The following is a 22260-nucleotide window of genomic DNA, read 5'->3' on the forward strand; positions in this document are numbered from 1 at the left end:
AAAACCACAACTCTATACGAATTGTGATTCAGATATTATTTTTCCCGACTCAAATCTACTTCTTCAAGTGGAATAATTTTTGTATTATACTTCCATTTATAACCAAAATAAAGAATAATGAAAATAGGAATTGCAGCGTATAAAGCTAAGCCTTCACCCCAGTGCTCACTAAAGAGCATGGCTGGGTCAAGATTAATGGCAATTGCCGCAGTCATCAAGAGCGCAACAATTGGACCAAATGGGAACCATTTAGCTTTGTAAGGAAGATCTTCCAATTTTTTCCCTTGAGCAATATAGGCTCTTCTAAAACGGATATGACTGATAGAAATTCCAAGCCAAGCAAGAAATCCTGTTAGTGATGATAAATCAACCAAGAAAAGATAAATTTGCGTTCCAAATATTCCAGTTAAGAAAGCAATAAAACAAATAATTGTTGTGGCTAATAGGGCATAAAAAGGAATTCCATTTTTTGCTGTTCGTCCAAAGAATTTTGGTGCGCCTTTTTCTTGTCCCAATGAATAAAGAATACGTGTTGAAGCATACATTACTGAATTTGCTGATGAAATTACCGAAGTAAGAATGACCGCATTCATAACTGAAGCTGCAACTGCAAAGCCAATATTTTTAAAGACAATAGTAAATGGACTCATGACAGCTGTCGAATTTGGATTTAACAAGCGAGGGTCTTTAAAATTGATAATTGCAGCAATCACAATGATTGAAAAGATGTAAAAGAGTAAGATACGCCAGAAAATAGAGTTCATTGCTTTAGGAATTGACTTACCTGGGTCTTCAGATTCACCTGCGGTAATCCCTAAAAGCTCAGTTCCTTGAAAAGAGAATCCGGCAATAAGTAAAACTCCAACAAATCCTGAAATTCCACCAACAAAGCCATGATTGCCAGCACTTAAATTGGCAACGACATCAACATTTCCTTGTCCCAAAACTCCAAAAATGGTAAGTAAACCAATAGCTAAAAAGAGGACAATCGTAATCACTTTAATCGTTGATAACCAATATTCTGTTTCCCCGAATGCTCCAACCGCCATAACATTAATAATAAAAATTAAGACCGTCGCAATTCCTGAAAATATCCAAGACGGAAGGTGCGGGAACCAAAACTGCGTAATCAATCCTGCTGTCGTTAAATCCACGGCAATGGTAATCGCTCCATTGAGCCAATAGTTCCACCCTAATGCAAAGCCAAAAGCAGGATCAACATAACGACCGCCATAATCGGAGAATGAACCTGAGGTAGGCAAATATGTCGCCATCTCACCTAAGGAAGTCATTACGAAGTAAACCATAATACCAATAAAACAATAAGCAAGAACTGCGCCCCAGGGACCTGCTTGACTAATTGTTGCTCCTGAGGTTAAAAATAAACCTGTTCCAATTGTACCACCCAATGCAATCATGGTGATGTGGCGCTGTTTAAGGTTGCGCTTGACCTGATTTTGATTTTCCATAATCTTTGCTTTCTAATCTCTTGTTTTTTTCTACAAACCAGAGCACGAACAAATAAAAAGACCAGTTGTCTTTACAACCGGTCTCTTGAGAATCACCGGCATAGATACTTGAGCGTACTCTAAAGCTGTATCTATACCTACTGTATGACACAACTCTTATCTATGCAAATGATGATGGCGTAATGAGAAGTTATTCATTTCGTGATTCTCCTTTCGTGATTTTTCTATATTCTATACCTTTTTTTTAGAAATTGCAAGAATTAATTTGATAAAAATTTATAATTACTCATTTTTATGTTAAAATATTCCTATGAATACGAATAAAAAAAATAATACAATTCTTTTTACAATCTTTGGGATTGTCTTAGTTATTGTCGTTGGACTCCTTGTTTTCTTTGCAAATCGTCCAAAAACAACTGATAATACAGCAAGTAGTACAAGCACTTCTTCAAGTCAAAAAGTTGATTATCCAACAAATTATAAATTACATGATGCAGTAAAAAATTCTACAACTGCCCTTAATGATTTGACTTTGCCACAACTTTCTACAACTGTTGCTGAGGATGAAGCTGAGGTCGAAATTAAAACGACTGCTGGAAATATCAATATTAAACTTTTCCCTAAATTGGCCCCTAATGCGGTTCAAAATTTCCTTGTTCTTGCCAAAAATGGTTACTACAAAAACAATGAATTCTTCCGTGTCATCAAAGATTTCATGATTCAATCTGGTGACCCTTCTAATCAAGGAACTGGTACTGCTTCAATTTTTGGTGGGAAAACATTTGATACTGAAATTTCTAATCAACTGTATAATATCCGCGGCGCACTTGCTTTAGCAAATACTGGCCAAGCAAGCTCTAGCAGTTCACAATTTTTCATTGTGCAAAATTCCCAAGATATGACCAGTCAAATTCAAGACAAGACTAAATATCCTCAAAAAATAATTGATGCTTATAAAAAAGGGGGATACCCAAGTTTAGACGGAAGTTACACTGTCTTTGGTCAAGTTATTTCAGGAATGGATGTCGTTGATAAAATCGCTAAAGCCGAGGTTACATCAAGTGGTTCTGGCGAAGCTTCATCTCCTGTTGACCCTGTAAAAATTAAATCTGTTAAAATTCTTAAAAACTGGAAATTTTAATAAATAAAAAGTTACTGACAGAAAATCTGTCAGTAACTTTTTTATTTCAATAAGTTTTTCATATCTTCTGGCATGTCTAATTCAACATGAACCATTTCGTCAGTAAAAGGATTTAAGAACTGTAAATGGTGACAGTGAAGGGCTTGACGTGAAATCAAATCATGATTTCCACCGTATAAATCATCACCAATTAAAGGATAACCCAAATGAGAAAAATGAACACGAATTTGGTGAGTTCTGCCTGTATGCAAAATAATATCAAGAAGGGCTAAATCATTTTTTCGCTCAGCAACAACGTAAGAAGTCAGGGCATCTTTTGCTTTTTCATCAAAGCGAACTTGCCTTTGAATAATTGAATCATCACGACGTCCAATTGGTAAATCAATTCGACCAGAATCTGGTAAATCTTGGCCATTTACAATAGCAAAATAGCGTTTTTCCATCGTGTCGCGAAATTTATGTTGATTCATTAAAGCATGTGCATAACGATGTTTAGCTAAAAACATGATTCCACTGGTATCACGGTCTAGTCTAGTGATAATATGCACCGTTTGATTAGCATAATTTTTTTGACTAATATATCCTTTGACAGCATTTGACATGGCCCCAGTCGGATGCAAGGACCCTGTAATTGATGGCTTGCCTGCTGGCTTTTCAACCACTAAATAGTGGTCATCTTCAAATAGGACATTGAGTGGAAAATCATCGGGAATTAACTTTTCATTATCTGGCTCATCTGGGACTGTGACCGTAACCAAATCATCTTTTTCCAGACGATAAATAGCATTTTTTTCCTGACCATTAACTGTAATTTTTCCACCATCAAATTTCACTTTTGTCAGTAATCTCCTAGAAATACCGTGACGGCTTAGCATTGATTTAACCATGCTTCCTTCAATCTCGTTTCTAAAAGCAAACTGCATTACTCAACCTCCCCAATAAAGGACTTACTGACCCGTTCCCAAAATGGTGTGTGAGCACAATTTGCAAAAGAAATCGTTGTTCCATCCAATGAAAACTCAATTGATTTAATATTTTTGTATTCAAAAGTCAACTGATCAAAAGTCAAACTATAATCATCCTCTGGCGCAGGACAAACAGTGATTGTATCTTTCTCAGCCACAATCATTGGTGAACCTAATGTTCGATAGACGACATTGTTCAAACTTGCAATTTCAGCAACTTGCATTGCTTTTACCCGCGGATGAACAACGGCTCCCCCAATTGATTTATTGTAAGCCGTTGAACCTGTTGGAGTTGAAATTGACAAGCCGTCCCCACGAAAACGTTCAAAAAGATAATCAGAAATTCTAACATCCCCAACCATCGTTTTACTTGCACGTCGAATCGTTGCTTCATTGAGAACATGTCGTACAATTTGATATCCGTCAGTAAAACTAACTTGAACACGAATGAGTGGATAGTGAATCGCTTGAGCTGGATTTTCATCATAAAGAGCCTCTACGACTTCAAACAAATCTTCGTCAGTAAAATCAGTATAAAAGCCCAAATGCCCCGTATGAACACCCAAAAATCGCACACGATCTAGCTGATATTCGTACATGTGCATTGCTCTTAGAAGCGTCCCATCTCCTCCAACTGAAATCACAATTTCAGGATTAATATCATCAAAAACGAAATGTTCAGCTTTCAAAATCTTGCTCAATTTATTGAGCGTTTTTTTGGATTTTTCACTCGAATTTCCAATAAGCCAGACTTTTTTACCAAAGTTCATTTTCTTCACCATTTTCTTTTTTAAAGTCTTGTTTTTGCTGAGGACTATCAAAAAGTAACTGTGCTTCTTGAATATCCTCACGGATTTCGCCCATTTCCAAATCAAGTTGAGCAGCTTCACGCGCTGCATTAGTCAATCTTGCCTTGACATCCTCAGGAATCAAGCCCCCGTACTTGTAATTAAGGGAGTGTTCAATCGTTGCCCAAAAATTCATGGCTAAAGTTCTAATTTGAATTTCAGCATTGACAATTTGGAAACCATCAATTGTATCAATTGGATATTCAACAATTACATGATAAGAACGGTAACCAGAAGCTTTTTGGTTATTAATATAATCACGTTCTTCAATAATTTTAAAATCTTTGCGTTTACGTAAAAGCTCCAATACATCCCAAACATCATCAACAAATTGGACCATCACTCGAACACCAGCAATATCTTCCATTTCAGCTAAGTTTTCTCGTGTGTAACCACGAAGTTTGGCCTTATTTCTGATTGATTCTCGACGTTTCACTCGCCCCGTAACAAATTCAATCGGAGAATAAAGTCCTTTCTTCAAATATTGCTTACGAACGCCCCGAAATTTTATTTTTAACTCACCAACTGTTTGGATATAAGGGTCCAAGAATTCTTCCCAATTAAACATTTTTTCACTTTGCAAAAGCAATTGCTCTCACATACTCCTTTTTTGAGTATTTAAATCTTAAACGATTTCTGACTTCTATATTTATTAGAATCACATCTAATATTTTAACATAAGTTTGCTTTATTCACATTATTGCTACTTAAATGCTTTAAATTTCAATAAAAAAAGAGCAATCATTTTGCCCTTTTTAGTTCTTAATTATATTTTTTACTTTTATCTTTTTTGAAAAATATCTCTGTAGTTCAATAACAATAATGATTGAAACGATAATCAATAAAGTCCATGAAGAGATTTTACCTAAATCAACAAATTGCCAAGCTTTTAACTGATAAGAATAAGTCCAAGCACTAAAATAAGAACCAATATTCTCTGCAAAATAAATAAAGAGACCGATTAAAAAGAAACTCAAAATTGCCGGCATTTGATAACGTTTTGTCCGCAATACAAAAGTAAATTTAGTTTTCCAGAAAATCATTAAAATAAAGAGATAAAAGATATTTCTGAAATCAAAGCCAAAGGTTCCACTAAAAAAGTTGAGATAAATAAGAACAGAAATACCAATGGACATCAACCAATGCGGCCAATTGATTGCTTCTAAATCAAACTCTTTTATTGCCCGAACAATATATGAGCCAATTGCCGAGTACATAAAAGCACTGTATAAGGGAACATCCATAATTTTAAATAAGCCGGCATCTGGATAGGACCAACTCCCATGCTTTACTTTAAATATTTCTAAAATCATTCCCAAAACATGGAAGACCATGATTGGAATTAAATCATAAGCTCGCTCATATTTGCTGACCAAAAGTATCATTTGAATGACGATGACACAAATCAATAAAGTGTCATAACGTGCAAGATGTGGAATTTTGATGAAGGTAGTCACAATTAATGACAGAATAATGGTAATTCCAAAAATTGCTGACCGAAATTGTTTCAAACCAAAATCCCAAAAATCTTTTAAATGATATTTCTCTTCTACTTTTTCCATAGCCTTAATTCTATCATATTTTCAATCCTTTTCTAGTCTCCTTCATTTTTAAAACTTCCCTTTGTTTCTCTGCTTTGAGCAAGCTTTTCTCCCTCTTCAACTTAGGGCGCAACTTTACTTATAGTCAGCCTTTTGATATACTTTTAATTAATATATCGTTTAACCCAACTGAAAGGAAAGATATTTTCTTTAGAAAATTATCTTAAAAATTAATTAATGAGTACGAATTTGGAGATTGAGTATAAGTCGCTATTGTCGCTGGCTGAGTATGACCAGCTCAAAAAACTCTTTACTCACGTAACCCCTGTTAGGCAAACTAACCACTACTTAGATTCAAAAGATTTTAAATTACGCAAGAAAAAATTGGCTTTGCGTATTAGAACTTTTGATAAGTCCGCAGAAATGACTTTAAAAGTTCCGCAAGAAGTTGGAAATATTGAATATAATATTGATCTCAGTCTTGAAGAAGCTCAACAACTCCTTGGCGAGCGAAATATTGTCTGTGGAGAGACTGATTTAAGTGAAATCTGTGAGTTACTAACTGCACGAGATATTAATCTTGAGGAAATCACTTTAATTGGAAGTTTGACGACGATTCGTTATGAGCAACATCTTCCAATTGGGCTTGCTGCATTAGACAAGAATGATTATCTAGGGCATACTGATTATGAGCTTGAGCTTGAAGTAGATGACAGCAAACAAGGGAAAAAAGACTTTTTTGACTTTTTAGATAAAAATCGAGTTGAATATCGTTTTTCAAAATCCAAAGTTGTTCGTTTTTTAGACTGTTTAAGACATTTACGAAAATAATTTTTAAAATTTTACTGACAGAATCCTGTCAGTATTTTTTTATAAAAAAAATGTCTGACAAGCATCAGGCAGTTTTTTCAATTTGTTCTAAGTATTGTTGTAAGAGGGCATGAGGACAATCTTCAATTTTCAAACATTCCTCATTAGTCATAATCAGACTTGCTGGAGAGGCTTGAAAATCATTTTTTCTAAAATCTTTTAACATTAAAGCGAGATGTCTTTTAGCAAAAGAACGATATTCCATAAAATTCAGAGTAGACACGCCGATTTCTTTCAAAATCTGCTGACGAACTTGAACTGTATAATCTAAAATCGTCGTTTCTTCTAAAACATCCTGCAACAATAAGAGAAAAGCTCTTCCTTGTTTTCGTCCGTAAAGATTTACAGTTAGATAATCAAGTGATACTTTTCGCAAACGGTCATAACAAGCATTTAACGAAACAATATTTTTAGGCAAATCTTCTGCATCCCGTAGTTGCTTAGCCGCAGGTAAAGTGACAATCGGATATAAATGCCAATCATTATGATCAAATGGTTCTAAATGGTCTAAAATGGGAGTGAAGTAATAATGAGTCTCCAACATAGTTTTTCTTCCTTGGTTTTGGGTATCGTTTCATGGTTGAGAAGAAGTGATAATCAGAATCTATAGAATACAACTTTTTTCCAAATTCCAAACTTCATCTAATGAAGCAGTATTACTCTACCAAGTCTCCTCTCTTTTTTTTACTATATTAACAAAAAAAGTCTGCTCACTCAAATAATACACAATACCAATTACATTATTGACACGTGAGCTCACTTTTATTCCCTTACTTACAAGCGCTCAATTTCCTCTTTAACGGCAAGATTAGTTTGAGCAAAAGCTTCAGAAAAGTTTTGGTCAAGTTCTTTAATATGACCCACACGTACCTTTTTAACAAATTTCAAATCTTTTAATTTACTCAATAGATCTGAAAGATTTTCATTATTGACATAGAGTAAACTATAATTTGATTTTTGGCTTGTATAAACCACATCTCCAAATTTACTTAATTGTCTTGTTCCTTTATATGAATAGCAATAAACATAAACTGCAATTCGCTCCTTTATAAAAAGGGGGCGAATTTCTTTTTTCTCAATGCTTTCCATGATGTCGTCCATGTTGCCCTCCTTTCAACGGTAAATTCTCATCAACATAAATCTGTTCCGAAATACTATTTGTAATTTTCTTAGTCAAAGCTGTCAAAATTTGTTGAAGGTCATTTTCTGCCAAACGAAAGGCATAAACCTTCTCATTCAAATTTATTTCATGCTGAAGCGCTCTTAGCTCTGGGCGAAAAGCGATATATTCAGAATTATCCTGTAAAGTTTTAAGCTGACTTTGTAAATTTTCATCTGCCATAAAATCAGCTTTAGCTTTCTGATAAGCTTCAACTTCTGGAAATTTCAAAAACTCGTCCATTATCTTTTCCAACAAATTATCTATTTCCAATAGATTTTGGTCGATTATTAACATATTTTTATTATATCATAAATATCAAATGATACACTTTACTGTTATTTTTAGCAAAAAAGAATATGACTCTTGATACAAATTTATTAATTTGGTATAATAATTAACACATTATTGGAATTATCTGATAATTTAAGGGAGGAAAACTTTTGGAAAATCTTCAAGAGAAACATGAAGCTCAACGGGGCTTACAGAACCGACATATTCAACTTATTGCTATTGCTGGAACGATTGGTACCGGACTTTTTCTAGGAGCTGGGAAAACCATTCAAATGACTGGTCCAAGCGTTATCTTTGCTTATATTCTTATTGGGATTGCGATGTTCTTTTTCTTAAGAACAATCGGAGAAATGCTTTACAACGACCCTAGTCAGCATTCATTTTTAAATTTTGTCACAAAATATTCAGGCGTCAGGACAGGTTACTTCACTCAGTGGTCTTATTGGTTAGTTATTGTTTTTGTTTGTATCTCTGAATTGACAGCAATCGGAACTTATATTCAATTTTGGCTTCCTCAGGTTCCACTTTGGTTGATTGAAATTGTCATGCTAGCTCTTCTTTTTGGACTTAATACTTTAAATTCTCGCTTTTTTGGTGAAACTGAATTTTGGTTTGCGATGATTAAAGTAGCAGCAATCATTGGAATGATTGTCACTGCGATTATTTTAGTAGCTGGTAATTTTCACTATAGCACTGTTTTAAGCGGAAAAACCGTTCATGACTCTGCTTCACTAAACAACATTTTTGATGGCTTTCAACTCTTCCCACATGGTGCTTGGAACTTTGTTGGTGCCTTACAAATGGTTATGTTTGCCTTTACTTCTATGGAATTTATTGGAATGACTGCGGCAGAAACAGTTAATCCTAAAAAGAGTTTACCAAAAGCAATTAATCAAATTCCAGTACGTATTTTACTTTTCTATGTTGGAGCACTTTTGGCTATTATGGCTATTTTCAACTGGCACTATATTCCGGCTGATAAATCTCCATTTGTTATGGTTTTTCAACTTATTGGAATCAAATGGGCAGCGGCGCTCATTAACTTTGTTGTCCTGACTTCTGCTGCTTCAGCGCTTAATAGTTCATTATTTTCAGCAACACGAAATATGTACTCACTTGCTCAACAGCATGACAAAGGAAGATTAACTCCTTTTACAAAACTTTCTAAGGCGGGAATTCCTATCAATGCCCTTTATATGGCAACTGCTCTCTCGCTTTTGGCTCCTGTCCTGACTCTTATTCCTCAGATAAAAAATGCTTTCGATTTTGCAGCCTCTTGTACGACTAATTTATTTTTAGTGGTTTACTTTATTACCCTCTACACTTATTGGCAATATCGCAAATCTGAAGATTACAATCCTAAAGGTTTCTTGACACCAAAACCTCAAATTACCGTTCCCTTTATCGTAGCTATCTTTGCAATTGTCTTTGCTTCTTTGTTTTTCAATGCTGATACCTTTTATCCGGCCTTGGGAGCAATTGTCTGGACAATTTTCTTTGGACTCTACTCGCACTATAAAAAAATCTAAGCGAGTCATCTTTTCCTAGACAGAGTGACTTCTGAAAAACTAAATGAAAAAGCGTATAATATAATATTATGAATACAAATCAAAATGAAGAAAATAAGCCCTCACAACGTGGTTTAAAAAATAGGCATATTCAACTTATTGCCATTGCTGGAACAATTGGTACAGGACTATTCCTCGGTGCCGGAAAATCGATTCACCTCACCGGCCCATCAATTATTTTTGTTTATTTAATAATCGGTGCGCTTATGTATATTCTCCTAAGAGCTATCGGGGAGATGCTTTACCAAGATCCCAATCAACATTCCTTTTTAAATTTTGTTTCACGTTATCTCGGTGAAAAACCTGGTTACTTTATTCAGTGGTCTTATTTACTGGTTGTTGTTTTTGTAGCTATGGCTGAGCTAATTGCTATTGGGACTTATATTAATTTTTGGTTGCCGGATTTACCAATTTGGATGACAGAAGTCTTTGTATTAGTTCTTCTAACTTTATTGAATACTTTAAATCCAAAATTTTTTGGAGAAACCGAATTTTGGTTTGGGATGATTAAAATTGTGGCGATTATTGGTTTGATTTTAACGGCAATAATCCTCATTTTTAGTCATTATCATACAGGAACTGATACTGTTAGTGTAACTAATATCACCAAAGGCTTCGAGTTCTTCCCAAATGGGCTTTCTAATTTCTTTGAAAGCTTCCAGATGGTCATGTTTGCTTTTGTTTCGATGGAATTCATCGGAATGACTGCAGCAGAAACAGATAATCCTAGACCAACTTTGAAAAAAGCGATTAACCAAATTCCAATTCGGATTGTCCTCTTTTATGTTGGGGCACTGTTGGCAATTATGAGTATCTACCAATGGCGCGATATTCCGGCTGATAAATCACCATTTGTTACCATTTTCCAACTCATTGGAATTAAGTGGGCAGCGGCTTTAGTGAACTTTGTCGTACTAACTTCTGCTGCTTCGGCTTTAAACTCTGCCCTCTTTTCAATCACTCGTAATCTTTATTCTTTATCAAAACTCAATAATGATAAAATACTTAAACCATTTACTAAATTTTCAAAAGCTGGTGTACCAGTAAATGCTTTACTTTTCACCTCATTATTAATTCTATTTACTCCATTCATCTCGATGATTCCTGCGATTTCTAATTCTTTTGTCTTTATTACCAGTGTCGCAACCAATCTTTTTCTAGTGGTTTATCTGATGACCTTAATTACTTATCTTAAATATCGGAAATCAAGCGATTTTGATCCTAAAGGGTTTGTTTTACCTGCAGCCCACATCTTTATTCCATTAGCCATTGCTGGATTTGTCTTAATCTTTATTTCACTATTCTGCTTTAAAGATACAATTGTTCCGGCTATTGGTTCTGTGATTTGGGTTCTTATTTTTGGACTATTTACTTTCTTTAAAAAAATAAAAACAGCTGAATAATCAGCTGTTTTTTTAATCTTCAAGTTCGAGTTCAATTTCTTCAGTTTCGACTACTTTTTCTTCTTTTTTAGCTTTAGTTGCCTTAGATTTTGTTGAAGTATCTTCTGTAGTTTCTGCTACTTCTGCTTCATCAAGAAGACCGTGTGCGGCACGAACTTTATGGTCAATTTCATCAAAGATTTCTTGATGTTCTTTGAGATAGTTCTTCGCTTTTTCTGCTCCTTGACCAATTTTTTCGTCATTGTAAGCAAACCAAGCGCCTGATTTTTTGATGATTCCTTCATCAACAGCAATGTTTAAAAGTTCACCGGTTCTTGAAATCCCTTCACCAAACATGATATCTACGAGAGCAACCTTGAATGGTGGAGCCACTTTGTTTTTAACGACTTTGATTTTTGTGATTTTACCGATTTGGGTCTTGTTATCTCCAGAACCTTCTTCGATTTTTGTTGAACCACGTACATCAAGACGTACAGAAGCGTAGAATTTCAATGCACGACCACCAGGTGTTGTTTCTGGCGAACCAAACATAACCCCAACTTTTTCACGCAATTGGTTGATGAAAATAGCTGTTGTTTTTGTTTTATTAATATGTCCTGCAAGTTTACGCATGGCTTGTGACATCATACGAGCTTGAAGCCCAACTGAACTGTCTCCAATTTCACCGTCAATTTCGGCTTTAGGTACCAAAGCTGCAACTGAGTCAATAACAACTAAGTCAACTGCACCAGATGTAATCAATTTTTCAGCAATTTGAAGCCCTTGTTCACCATAGTCTGGTTGTGAAAGTAAAAGTTCATCGATATTGACACCGAGCGCTTTTGCATATTCTGGGTCAAGCGCATTTTCAGCATCGATAAAGGCTGCAATTCCACCTTCTTTTTGAACCGCTGCAACGGCATGAAGAGCGACTGTTGTTTTACCAGAAGATTCTGGTCCGTAGATTTCAACGATACGTCCTTTAGGATATCCACCTGCACCAAGCGCAATATCAAGTGCAAGTGAGCCTGAACTTACTACTGACACTTTCTGGTTGGCTGCTTCGCCAAGACGCATAAGTGAACCTTTCCCAAAGTCTTTTTCAATCAGAGCAAGTGCATCTGCCAAAGCTTTGTCACGTTCAGCGCCATATTTTTTGGTAATATCATCAAAATTTGTTTTTTTCTTTGTTGCCAAATTTTATCTCCGTTATTCTTTATTTATTGTTTAATTATAGCATTTTTCAGGATTTTTTATAAGCCCCTATATTCTATCTATACGTTTTTTTATTAACTTTGTCACTGAGTTTTTTAAATTAATTTTTAAAAGCTGTCAGTAAAAATCAAGTCATTATTTTTGCTGACAGAATGGGCAAAAGTGGGTCCCCCGACCAGCCACTTTTATTTTTTGAATTTCATTGCCACAACGCACACATTTTTCCCCTGTTTTTCCATACACTCGTAATTCGTCCTGCATTTTTCCTGTTGAACCTAAAGCACTATAAGTTCTGATGCTTGAGCCGCCTAATTTAATTGCTTTTTGCAAAATTTCAATGATAGAATCATGTAAAAGACGAATAGAACTTTCTGTCAGTTGATTTGCCACTTTTTCTGGATGAATCTTTGCTAGCCAGAGCACTTCGTCAACGTAAATATTTCCAAGTCCAGCCACTAATGTTTGTTCAAGTAGAAAAGGTTTAATTTTCTTTGTCGATTTCTGCAATTTTTCTCGGAAAATCTGTTCATCAAAAGTTTCATAAGTTGGCTCCGGACCAATGTTTTTCTTCAAAAAATATGGAAGGACTTGGTCAGTAGAAATCAATTCCCAAGTTCCAAATTTTCTTACGTCAGCATAAATTAATTGTTCGTCAGTAAATTTAAGGGCTAAATGGTCATGTTTTTCCATTGGAACATTGAGACTTGCAAGTCGATATTTTCCTTCCATCCGCAGATGAGAAATCAAACGATCTTTCTCGCCAATTTCAAAAATTAAATATTTTCCGCGACGTGAAATGCCATGAATGGTTTTTCCTGTCAATTCTTTTTTCAATTGCTCAAAACCAGTTAAAACCATTCTTGGATAAGTGGCTTCTATAGATACAATTTTTTGTCCAACAATTCTTTTTTCAAGCTCTCTTCTCACTGTTTCAACTTCTGGTAACTCTGGCATTTTTCCCTCACATCAAAAAATTTACTAACAAGTCTGTCAGTAAATTTTAATTCATTTTTTACTGACAACTTTCTTTTGTATTCTTAATTAAATTTAAATATAAAAAAATCACTGACAATTTATCATTAGATAAGTTTCATCAGTGACTATTTTAACATTTCTCATTCATTTTTTTATGATAAAGATTTCAAAATTTATTTTCCAGAAGCACCATAATTTGATAAGACGCGAGCTGATGGGTCAGTAACTTCTGCCCCAACCCAATCGCGATTTGGCATCCAAAAATCAAGAATCCAATCTTCATATCCTGGATAAAATTCTTCAAAAATCTCACGATACATCAATGATTCTTTGGTAAATGGTGTATGTTTTGGATACTTTTCACTGGCCTTTGCTAAGTCTTCATCAGAATATTTTTCGTCAGCAAATTCTTTTAAATAGTCAACCATTGAGTGACCAACAGCGTCAGAAAAAGCAGCTTTTTCTCTGAATAAAATCTCATCTGGCAATAGTTCAGTTCCTTCAAAAGCATGACGCAAGAGATATTTCCCTTTGCCATAAGTATTCAATTTTCTGCTGGGATTAATAGACATGACATAGGCCGCAAAATCCAAATCAGCAAAAGGAACACGCGCTTCAAGAGAATGAGCCGCTAAACAGCGGTCAGCCCGCAGGACGTCATACATATAAAGTTCATGCACTCGTTTTTGAGCTTCTTTTTGAAAGGCACCCGCTGATGGAGCAAAGTCAGTATATTTATAACCAAACATTTCATCAGAAACTTCACCAGTCATCAAAACTTTCAGTTCTGTATTCTCGTGAATATATTTGCAGATTAAATACATGCCAATAGAAGCCCGAATAGTTGTGATATCCCATGTTTCTAAGTGCCAAATCACTTCACGGACTGCTGAAAGTACATCTTCTTTTGTCATCAGAATTTCGGTATGGTCAGTTCGTAAGAAATCTGCCACTTCACGAGCATATTTCAAATCAATCGGATCGGTCTCCATTCCAATTGCAAAGGTTTTGATTGGACTTTCTAATTCCTTAGCTGCAATCGCACAAACCAATGATGAATCTAAACCACCTGACAAGAGATAGCCCATTGGAGCATCTGCATGAAGACGTTTTTTGACTGCACGTTCCAATTTGCGACGAATATGTCCTGAAATTTCAGCCAAAGGTTCTTCAACAATTGTTGAAACCTCAGCAATGTCATTAAAAACATGAAATTCACCATTGGCATAGTAGTAACCTGGAGGAAATGGTGTCACATCATTACATGTTGAAATTAGTGCTTTGGCTTCGGATGAAAACGAAATTTTGCCAGTTACTTTATTATAACCATAAAAAAGTGGACGAATCCCAAATGGGTCACGAGCGGCAAAAATTTCAGCAGTGTTTTCATCAACCAAGACAAAAGCAAATTCAGCATCAAGCATTTTTACCATTGTTTCGATTCCAGTAGTTTCAAAAAGTGGTAAAAGAACCTCACAGTCAGAATCACCAGTAAATTTATAACCTTTTGTTTCCAAGAACTTACGGAGACTTAAAAAGTTATAGATTTCACCATTACACATAACTCTTTTGCCATTTAAACCAAAGGGTTGACGTCCCAAGTCTGATAAATCCATGATTGAAAGTCGGCAAAAACCAAAATCATTTCCCAAAGTATCACGAACATGCTGTTGGTCATCTGGTCCTCGATGCTCAATCAATTCCAAATTACTTTTAAACTCTTCTATCGTTAAATCAGATGTTTCCATAAATAAAAAACCGCACATAATTTCCCCCAATAATAATTATAATTTTCAATATTATATCACAATTGTCTGGAAATTTCATAATAAAACAAAAATAGCGATAATTCGCTATTTTCATTACATATAATCATCACGATTGTAGCCAAAGTCAGCTAAATCCATTTTTCGGTCGCGCCAGTCATTTTTGATTTTGACCCAAGTTTCAAGATAAACTTTATCCCCAAGCATAATTTCAATATCTCGACGAGCCATTTTTCCGATTTTACGAATCATATCGCCGCCTTTACCAAGAATAATCCCTTTTTGGCTCTTGCGTTCAACAATAATTGTTGCCATGATATGAATCTTTCCAGTTTCTTCATCTCGAGTCATTTGGTCAGTAGTGACTGCGATTGAATGTGGAACTTCTTCCCGAGTTAATAATAAGATTTTTTCACGAATCATTTCTGAAACAAGAAAACGCTCAGGATGGTCAGTGATTTGATCTTCTGGGAAATATTGAGGACCCTCGTCCAATTTTTCAGAGAGCGTATCAATTAATCTTTCTGTATTATTCCCTTGTTTAGCTGAGATTGGAACCACTTCAGAAAACTCCATTTGTGAAGTATAATCGGCTACAATTTCAAAAAGACGGTCAGGATGAATTTTATCAATTTTATTGACGACCAAAATGACAGGAACTTCTGCCTTTTTCAAGCGCTCAATAATCATATTTTCACCGGTTGAACGTGGTTCATCAGCCGCAACCATGAACAAAACGACATCACATTCACGTAAAGTCGAATAAGCAGATTGAACCATGAAATCGCCTAAAGCATTGTGTGGTTTGTGAATACCTGGCGTATCAATGAAAACAATTTGTTCATTTTCTGTAGTATAAATTCCTTGAATTTTATTTCTTGTTGTTTGAGGTTTATCTGACATGATGGCAATTTTTTGTCCCATCACGTGGTTCATAAATGTTGATTTTCCAACATTTGGACGACCTAAAATCGCCACAAATCCTGATTTAAATTTGTTATTTGTCATAGCGCTATTATAGCATAAAATCAGTCCTTTTTAAGTAAAATTCTAAAAAATGATTGTGAAAATTACTGACAGAATCATCAGTAAAGCTGACAAATTCTTTATTCACCGATTTAAAGCTCATTAAGCAATCGCTTTAAACTGACGGAAAGCGACAGAGTTTTTAAAAATCATTTGTCATCTCCGTCAGCTTGTTAAATCCAATTATGTTCAGTGCAAATTTACTGACAGAATAATCTTGTATTCAAAAACTACTGACAGATTTATTGTTTAACTTTCAAACAATAAAATTACTGACAGCTGACAAAAGAAAAAATCATCAGCTAATTGATGATTCCTCTATTTACCGAAATTTCTTGATTATTTTTATTTGTCACCACGGCTACGCATTACGAAGCCAGCTGATTTTTCAGTTCCTGTGGTACGTTTACGAGGAGTTTTTTCTCCTTGTTTACGATCGTCAAAACGACGGTCATCACGTTTTCCACGGTAACCGCCACGGTTATCATCACGGTCTTTCCAGTTGCGTTTGCGATCTCCACCGCGTTCGCCATCTTTACCATCACGATTTCCACGGTAACCGCCACGGTTGCCATCACGGTCGCCATTTCCACGACCTTTGTAGCGTCCGCCGCCACCTTTACCTTTTTTCTTGAAGCCTTTTCCTTCACCATTATATGGCAATGGACGTTCAGCTGTAATCTTAACTTCTTCTTGATTATCAGGGTCTTTTACGCGACCTTGAAGAAGTAAAGCAACCAATTCTTTAGCATCAAATTTTTCAAGTAGGCTCGCTGCTTGTTTATCAAATTTAGCCAATTTTGCTTTAGCTGAATCATCAGACAAATCACGAAGCACATCATCCATAGCTACTGAGAGTGACGCTTGGTAAGCTTCTTCTTTTGTAGGTGGTTTCAAGCCTTTCATTGGCTTTTTAGTCATATTTTCAATGGCACGAAGATAACCCATTTCATTGTATGAAACAAATGTTACTGAACGACCTGATTTACCAGCACGGCCGGTACGACCGATACGGTGAACATAGCTTTCTTGGTCTTGAGTAATGTCGTAGTTATAAACGTGAGTAACTCCTGACACGTCGAGTCCACGAGCAGCAACGTCAGTTGCAACCAAAACGTCAATATGTCCTGCTTTGAAATCACGCAAAACAGCCAAACGTTTATTTTGGTCCAAATCTCCGTGCATTCCTTCAGCACGGTAACCGCGCAATTTAAGACCACGAATCAATTCATCAACACGACGTTTTGTACGACCAAAAACAATTGCAAGTTCTGGACGTTCAACATCAAGCAAACGAGTCAAAACATCAAATTTTTCAAATTCTTTTGTTTTTATAAAATATTGATCAATACGGTCAGCAGTCATTTCTTTGGCTGCAATTTTGATGTGTTCAGGATTCTTCATGAATTTCACACCAATTTTTTTGATGTCATTTGGCATTGTTGCTGAGAAAAGCAATGTTTGACGAGCTTCTGGTGTTTTTTCAATGATGAAATGAATGTCTTCCAAGAATCCCATGTTCAACATTTCATCAGCTTCATCAAGAATCAAAGTTTCAAGTTGATCCAATTTAATTGCTTTACGTTTAATCAAGTCAACCAAACGTCCTGGTGTTCCCACAACAATATGTGCACCAGCTTTAAGACCTTTAATTTGTTTTTCAATACTTGAACCACCAAAAACAGTACGAACTTTAAGCCCTTTTGATTTACCAAAACGGAAAAGTTCTTCTTGTCCTTGAACCGCAAGTTCGCGGGTTGGAGCAATAACGAGTGCTTGAATAGCTGGATTAGAAGCATCAATTTTTTCAATTGTTGGAAGACCAAATGCTGCTGTTTTACCAGTTCCTGTTTGCGCTTGACCTAGAACGTCACGCCCTTCAAGTGCAAGTTTAATTGTTTGTTCTTGGATTGGTGTTGGTTGTTCATAACCAATCTCTGTAAGTGTATTTACGATTCCTTCTGACAGGCCGAGTTCACTAAATTTCATTTTTTACCTATATTTCTACTGCGTGTTCCCACGCCAAACTTTTTATTACAGGGTACGAAACCCTTGCTACAGGCGAAATTTATGTGACTCGCCTGACGTAACTTATCTATTATAGCATAATTTTTTGACTGAAAATGCTTACGCCCTTTACTTTTTTAAAATATTTTCATAAAAAATATACTGACAAAGCTGTCAGTAAATTTTTATGATATTTTTTAAAGAATATAAGCTTTTCTACTATATAAAATATCTGTCAGTAATTTTATACTGAAAATTGTTCCATTAATTCAACATCTGGATATTTATCTTTAAACCAACGCATGGCAAATTCATTTTCAAACAAGAATAAAGGATGGTCAAAACGATCTCGTGCCAAAATATTACGTGAACTAGACATTTTTTCATCTAAATCTTCTTCTTTAATCCAACGAACCGTTTTTGTCCCCATGGGTGTCATGATTGTTTCAGAATTATATTCACGCTCCATCCGGTCTTTAAAGACTTCAAATTGAAGTTGCCCAACCGCACCAAGCATAATATCACCAGTTGTATAAGATTTGTAGAGCTGAATGGCTCCTTCTTGTACCAATTGGTCAATTCCTTTTTGGAAAGATTTTTGTTTCATCACATTTTTCGCTTGGACACGCATAAAGAGCTCAGGGGTAAATGTTGGCAATGGTTCAAAAGATTTTTTCAATTTACCTGTGGTTAATGTATCCCCAACCTGATAAGTTCCAGTATCATAAACCCCAATAATATCACCAGCTACAGCATTCTCAACATTTTCTCGCGATTCAGCCATAAATTGTGTGACATTTGAGAGTTTCACTTTCTTACCCGTCCGAACAAGATTAACATCCATTCCTCGTTCAAATTCACCAGATACAATCCGAACAAAAGCAATTCGGTCACGGTGACGTGGGTCCATATTTGCTTGGATTTTGAAAATGAAACCAGAAAAATCAGGATTTAAAGGTTCAATTTCTTCTTCGTCCACCGTTTTGTGTGAATGAGGCTCTGGGGCATATTCTAAAAATGTTTCAAGGAAAGTTTCTACCCCAAAACTAGTTAAAGCCGAACCAAAGAAAACTGGTGTCAATTGCCCTGCAACAACTTCTTCCTCAGAAAATTGATTCCCTGCATCCAAAAGTAATTCAGCATCTTCTAAAGCTTGAGTAAAGAATGGATTTTTTGTCAAAGGATGACTAGCCGGCACTTCCCCATTTTCATCAAATTCAACAAAACGTTTGCCATCCTCAGGTTGATAAACTTCCACACGACCATGCGTAAAATCATAAAGACCTTGGAAATTTTTCCCCATTCCGATTGGCCAATTCATTGGTACACTAGCAATTCCAAGAATTTCTTCCAATTCAGAAAGTAAATCAAGCGGTTCACGTCCATCACGGTCAAGTTTATTAATGAAAGTGAAAACCGGAATCCCTCTGCGTTTTACAACTTGGAAAAGTTTTTTCGTTTGTGCTTCAATCCCTTTAGCACTGTCAATAACCATGACCGCAGCATCAACTGCCATCAATGTTCGGTAAGTATCTTCTGAGAAATCTTCGTGCCCAGGCGTGTCCAAAATATTAACACGTTTGCCTGCATAATCAAACTGCATAACAGAACTTGTTACAGAAATTCCACGTTCTTTTTCAATATCCATCCAGTCTGACTTAGCAAAATTACCAGTTTTACGAGCTTTTACAGTCCCCGCTTCCCGAATGGCTCCACCAAATTTCAACAATTGTTCAGTAATCGTCGTTTTACCAGCATCCGGGTGACTGATGATGGCAAAAGTCCGGCGTTTTTTTATTTCTTCTTGTAAAGTCATTTATACTCTCTTTTTCTTTAATTATTCATTTATATTTTTAATTTATTTTACATTGGTTAAGCCTCAAAAAAATAGTTCTTTTAATTATATCAAAATTTGCCCTGATTTTATAGTTGATTTTTATAAATCTTACCAACAAACTAAAGAGTTAAAAAATTAATTCGATTGGTAATTAACCAAAAGAAAAAACAATCAGCAAAACTAATTGTTTTATCATTAAATTTTTATTTATACAGTAGCGTTTTTCTTGTAAATTTCTGCCTCTGCTTCTGTTGAGAAAACAAAATGTCCTGGGGTAATTTCCCGCATTTCACGTTCTTGTCCATCCAATTCAGCCGTTGGGTCATAAACAATTGGAGTACGTTCCCGCTCAGAAATAGGGTCTGGTGACGGAATTGAGCTCAGCAAACTCTTAGTATAAGGATGAATTGGATGATTGTAAACTTGGTCAGAAGTTCCAACTTCCAAAATTTTCCCCCAGTGCATGACACCAATTCGGTCAGAAATATATTTAACCATTGACAAATCATGAGCGATGAACAAGTAAGTCAAGTTTTCTTTTGCTTGAATATCTCTCATCAAGTTAACAACCTGAGCTTGAATTGAAACATCAAGTGCTGAGATAGGCTCATCAGCTACGACAAATTTAGGTTTTACGGCAAGTGCACGTGCAATCCCAATCCGTTGACGCTGTCCACCAGAAAACTCATGCGGATAACGTGTCAAATGGTCATCATTCAATCCAACCAAACGTAAGAGTTCCAATACACGAGCATCACGTTCAGCCTTTGTTTTTACTAAACCATTAGCATCAAGTCCTTCAGCAACGATATCTTTAACGCGCATCCGTCCATTCAATGAAGCTTGTGGATCTTGGAAAATCATTTGTGCTTCTGAACGATACTCGCGCAACTCTGAACCTTTTAAATTACGAACATCTTTACCTTCAAAGAGAATTTCTCCACCAGTAATGAAATTGTCATAAAGTTTAAGAATTGCTCGACCAATCGTCGTTTTACCAGAACCAGATTCTCCAACGAGACCAAATGTTTCTCCTTCATAAATATCTAAAGAAACATTATTAATTGCCTTATTAGCCCCTTTCTTTCCTTTATTAAAAGTCAAATCAAGGTTTTTTATTTCAATTACTTTTTTAGGTTCTGTCATCATTTATCCCCTTTCAATTCTTCCCAGCGTTTCCAGCGTGCCAAGATATTATCGGAAGGCGTTACTTTTGGTGCTCGTGGGTCTAAAAGCCAAGTTTTGGCAAAATGTGTTGGAGATACTTCAAAGTATGGAGGTTCTTCTTCAAAATCAATTGCCAAGGCAAATTTATTACGTGCTGCAAAGGCATCCCCTTTTGGTGGATTCAATAAATCAGGTGGAGTTCCTGGAATTGAAACCAATCGGTCCACACTTGAATCAACCGTTGGCATTGAATCTAAGAGTCCCCAAGTATATGGATGTTGTGGGTTATAGAAAATTTCTTCAACTGTTCCGTATTCAACAATTTCACCCGCATACATTACCGCCACTTTATGTGCAAAACCAGCAACAACTCCCAAGTCATGGGTAATGAAGACAATTGATGAATTAATTCTTTCTTGCAATTCAGCCATCATATGCATAATTTGTGCTTGAATTGTAACGTCAAGCGCAGTTGTTGGTTCATCTGCAATCAAGATTTCAGGGTCAGCAGCCAAGGCAATCGCGATAACTGCACGTTGACGCATCCCGCCTGACCATTGGTGTGGATAATCATTAATATGCACTTCGGCATCAGGAATTCCGACTTGTTGCATCAATTCGAGGGCCCGTTTCATGGCATCGGCTTTGCTCATTCCTTTGTTGTGTTTCAACAAAGGTTCAGCAATTTGTTTTCCAATACGCATTGTTGGGTCAAGAGAAGTCATTGGGTCTTGGAAAATCATTGAAATTTCATTTCCACGAATTTTTTGCCACTCTTCCTCTTTTAAATCAAGAAGGTTACGCCCTTTAAATAATAATTCACCTTGTGGTATTACCGCATTTTTCGCATTCAAGCCCATCAAAGTTTTTGTTGTTACTGATTTACCAGAGCCAGACTCACCAACAATCGCTAGGGTCTGTCCTTTTTCTAAATCAAAAGATACATCACGAATCGCTTTAACATCTCCAGCATAGGTGTGGAAATTGACATGCAAATTTTTAACTTCTAATACTTTTTCTTCTGCCATTT

At 35.8% G+C, this 22260-nt stretch carries 20 protein-coding genes; 4 read left to right on the forward strand and 16 right to left on the reverse strand.

Features of this window, described 5'->3' with window-relative positions:
* Positions 1-35: 35 nt before the first annotated feature.
* The gene (locus tag IAE52_RS02980) at positions 36-1469 is read right to left on the reverse strand and encodes an amino acid permease (RefSeq protein ID WP_010905304.1); all 1434 of its coding nucleotides are present in this window, start codon (positions 1467-1469) and stop codon (positions 36-38) included.
* A 310-nt stretch (positions 1470-1779) separates the two neighbouring features.
* On the opposite strand from IAE52_RS02980, the gene IAE52_RS02985 reads away from it, so the two are divergent.
* A complete protein-coding gene (locus tag IAE52_RS02985) occupies positions 1780-2610 on the forward strand; it encodes a peptidylprolyl isomerase (protein WP_003131617.1) in 831 nt (276 codons plus the stop codon).
* Positions 2611-2651: 41 nt separating this feature from the next.
* On the opposite strand, the gene IAE52_RS02990 is transcribed toward IAE52_RS02985, so the two are convergent.
* From IAE52_RS02990 to IAE52_RS03005, 4 genes are all read right to left on the reverse strand, one after another.
* Positions 2652-3533: an RluA family pseudouridine synthase gene (locus IAE52_RS02990; protein ID WP_017864117.1), complete on the reverse strand. Its 882-nt coding sequence runs from the start codon at positions 3531-3533 to the stop codon at positions 2652-2654.
* Complete coding sequence (locus IAE52_RS02995) at positions 3533-4345, reverse strand: NAD kinase (RefSeq protein WP_003131619.1); 813 nt, start codon at positions 4343-4345, stop codon at positions 3533-3535. Before IAE52_RS02995 ends, IAE52_RS02990 begins: the two co-directional genes overlap by 1 nt.
* Entirely contained in the window at positions 4332-4991 is a 660-nt protein-coding gene (locus tag IAE52_RS03000; protein ID WP_025016557.1) for a GTP pyrophosphokinase family protein, read from the reverse strand. The genes IAE52_RS02995 and IAE52_RS03000 overlap by 14 nt, the downstream gene beginning before the upstream one ends.
* A gap of 187 nt (positions 4992-5178) precedes the next feature.
* Positions 5179-5985, reverse strand: a complete 807-nt coding sequence (locus IAE52_RS03005; protein WP_023163745.1) for a DUF817 domain-containing protein — start codon at positions 5983-5985, stop codon at positions 5179-5181.
* Positions 5986-6201: 216 nt separating this feature from the next.
* On the opposite strand from IAE52_RS03005, the gene IAE52_RS03010 reads away from it, so the two are divergent.
* Positions 6202-6795 (forward strand): CYTH domain-containing protein, encoded by a 594-nt coding sequence (locus IAE52_RS03010; RefSeq protein WP_010905301.1) that lies wholly within the window; start codon positions 6202-6204, stop codon positions 6793-6795.
* A gap of 64 nt (positions 6796-6859) precedes the next feature.
* Here IAE52_RS03010 and IAE52_RS03015 read toward each other — a convergent pair whose 3' ends face one another.
* The 3 genes from IAE52_RS03015 to IAE52_RS03025 all read right to left on the reverse strand — a co-directional run bounded on the left by IAE52_RS03015 (position 6860) and on the right by IAE52_RS03025 (position 8290).
* A complete protein-coding gene (locus tag IAE52_RS03015; protein ID WP_003131623.1) occupies positions 6860-7378 on the reverse strand; it encodes a hypothetical protein in 519 nt (172 codons plus the stop codon).
* Between the two features lie 230 nt (positions 7379-7608).
* Complete coding sequence (locus tag IAE52_RS03020; RefSeq protein WP_003131624.1) at positions 7609-7923, reverse strand: YlbG family protein; 315 nt, start codon at positions 7921-7923, stop codon at positions 7609-7611.
* Positions 7910-8290 carry a YlbF family regulator gene (locus tag IAE52_RS03025; protein WP_010905299.1) on the reverse strand — a complete coding sequence of 127 codons (381 nt, stop codon included), beginning with the start codon at positions 8288-8290 and terminating at the stop codon, positions 7910-7912. Before IAE52_RS03025 ends, IAE52_RS03020 begins: the two co-directional genes overlap by 14 nt.
* A gap of 146 nt (positions 8291-8436) precedes the next feature.
* Between IAE52_RS03025 and IAE52_RS03030 the strand changes: the two genes are divergently transcribed.
* Together IAE52_RS03030 and IAE52_RS03035 are read left to right on the forward strand one after the other, a co-directional pair.
* Positions 8437-9816 carry an amino acid permease gene (locus IAE52_RS03030; RefSeq protein WP_012897204.1) on the forward strand — a complete coding sequence of 460 codons (1380 nt, stop codon included), beginning with the start codon at positions 8437-8439 and terminating at the stop codon, positions 9814-9816.
* 68 nt (positions 9817-9884) lie between these two features.
* The gene (locus IAE52_RS03035; RefSeq protein WP_003131627.1) at positions 9885-11258 is read left to right on the forward strand and encodes an amino acid permease; all 1374 of its coding nucleotides are present in this window, start codon (positions 9885-9887) and stop codon (positions 11256-11258) included.
* A gap of 12 nt (positions 11259-11270) precedes the next feature.
* Here IAE52_RS03035 and recA read toward each other — a convergent pair whose 3' ends face one another.
* The 8 genes from recA to IAE52_RS03075 all read right to left on the reverse strand — a co-directional run bounded on the left by recA (position 11271) and on the right by IAE52_RS03075 (position 22258).
* On the reverse strand, positions 11271-12434 hold the full coding sequence (gene recA, locus IAE52_RS03040; protein ID WP_033900453.1) for a recombinase RecA: 1164 nt from the start codon (positions 12432-12434) through the stop codon (positions 11271-11273).
* A 153-nt stretch (positions 12435-12587) separates the two neighbouring features.
* On the reverse strand, positions 12588-13406 hold the full coding sequence (gene mutM, locus IAE52_RS03045) for a DNA-formamidopyrimidine glycosylase (RefSeq protein ID WP_109990647.1): 819 nt from the start codon (positions 13404-13406) through the stop codon (positions 12588-12590).
* A 194-nt stretch (positions 13407-13600) separates the two neighbouring features.
* Entirely contained in the window at positions 13601-15193 is a 1593-nt protein-coding gene (asnB, locus tag IAE52_RS03050) for an asparagine synthase B (RefSeq protein ID WP_033900451.1), read from the reverse strand.
* Between the two features lie 96 nt (positions 15194-15289).
* Positions 15290-16201, reverse strand: a complete 912-nt coding sequence (gene era / locus IAE52_RS03055) for a GTPase Era (RefSeq protein ID WP_003131632.1) — start codon at positions 16199-16201, stop codon at positions 15290-15292.
* Positions 16202-16564: 363 nt separating this feature from the next.
* Positions 16565-18208 (reverse strand): DEAD/DEAH box helicase, encoded by a 1644-nt coding sequence (locus IAE52_RS03060; RefSeq protein ID WP_033900449.1) that lies wholly within the window; start codon positions 18206-18208, stop codon positions 16565-16567.
* A gap of 262 nt (positions 18209-18470) precedes the next feature.
* Complete coding sequence (locus tag IAE52_RS03065; protein WP_015425810.1) at positions 18471-20042, reverse strand: peptide chain release factor 3; 1572 nt, start codon at positions 20040-20042, stop codon at positions 18471-18473.
* 228 nt (positions 20043-20270) lie between these two features.
* On the reverse strand, positions 20271-21212 hold the full coding sequence (locus tag IAE52_RS03070) for an ABC transporter ATP-binding protein (RefSeq protein WP_003131636.1): 942 nt from the start codon (positions 21210-21212) through the stop codon (positions 20271-20273).
* Positions 21209-22258, reverse strand: a complete 1050-nt coding sequence (locus IAE52_RS03075) for an ABC transporter ATP-binding protein (RefSeq protein ID WP_003131637.1) — start codon at positions 22256-22258, stop codon at positions 21209-21211. The genes IAE52_RS03070 and IAE52_RS03075 overlap by 4 nt, the downstream gene beginning before the upstream one ends.
* Positions 22259-22260: the final 2 nt, after the last annotated feature.

The sequence above is a fragment of the Lactococcus sp. S47 genome (genome assembly GCF_016517475.1).
In the GTDB taxonomy this organism is placed as follows: Bacteria; Bacillota; Bacilli; order Lactobacillales; family Streptococcaceae; genus Lactococcus; species Lactococcus lactis.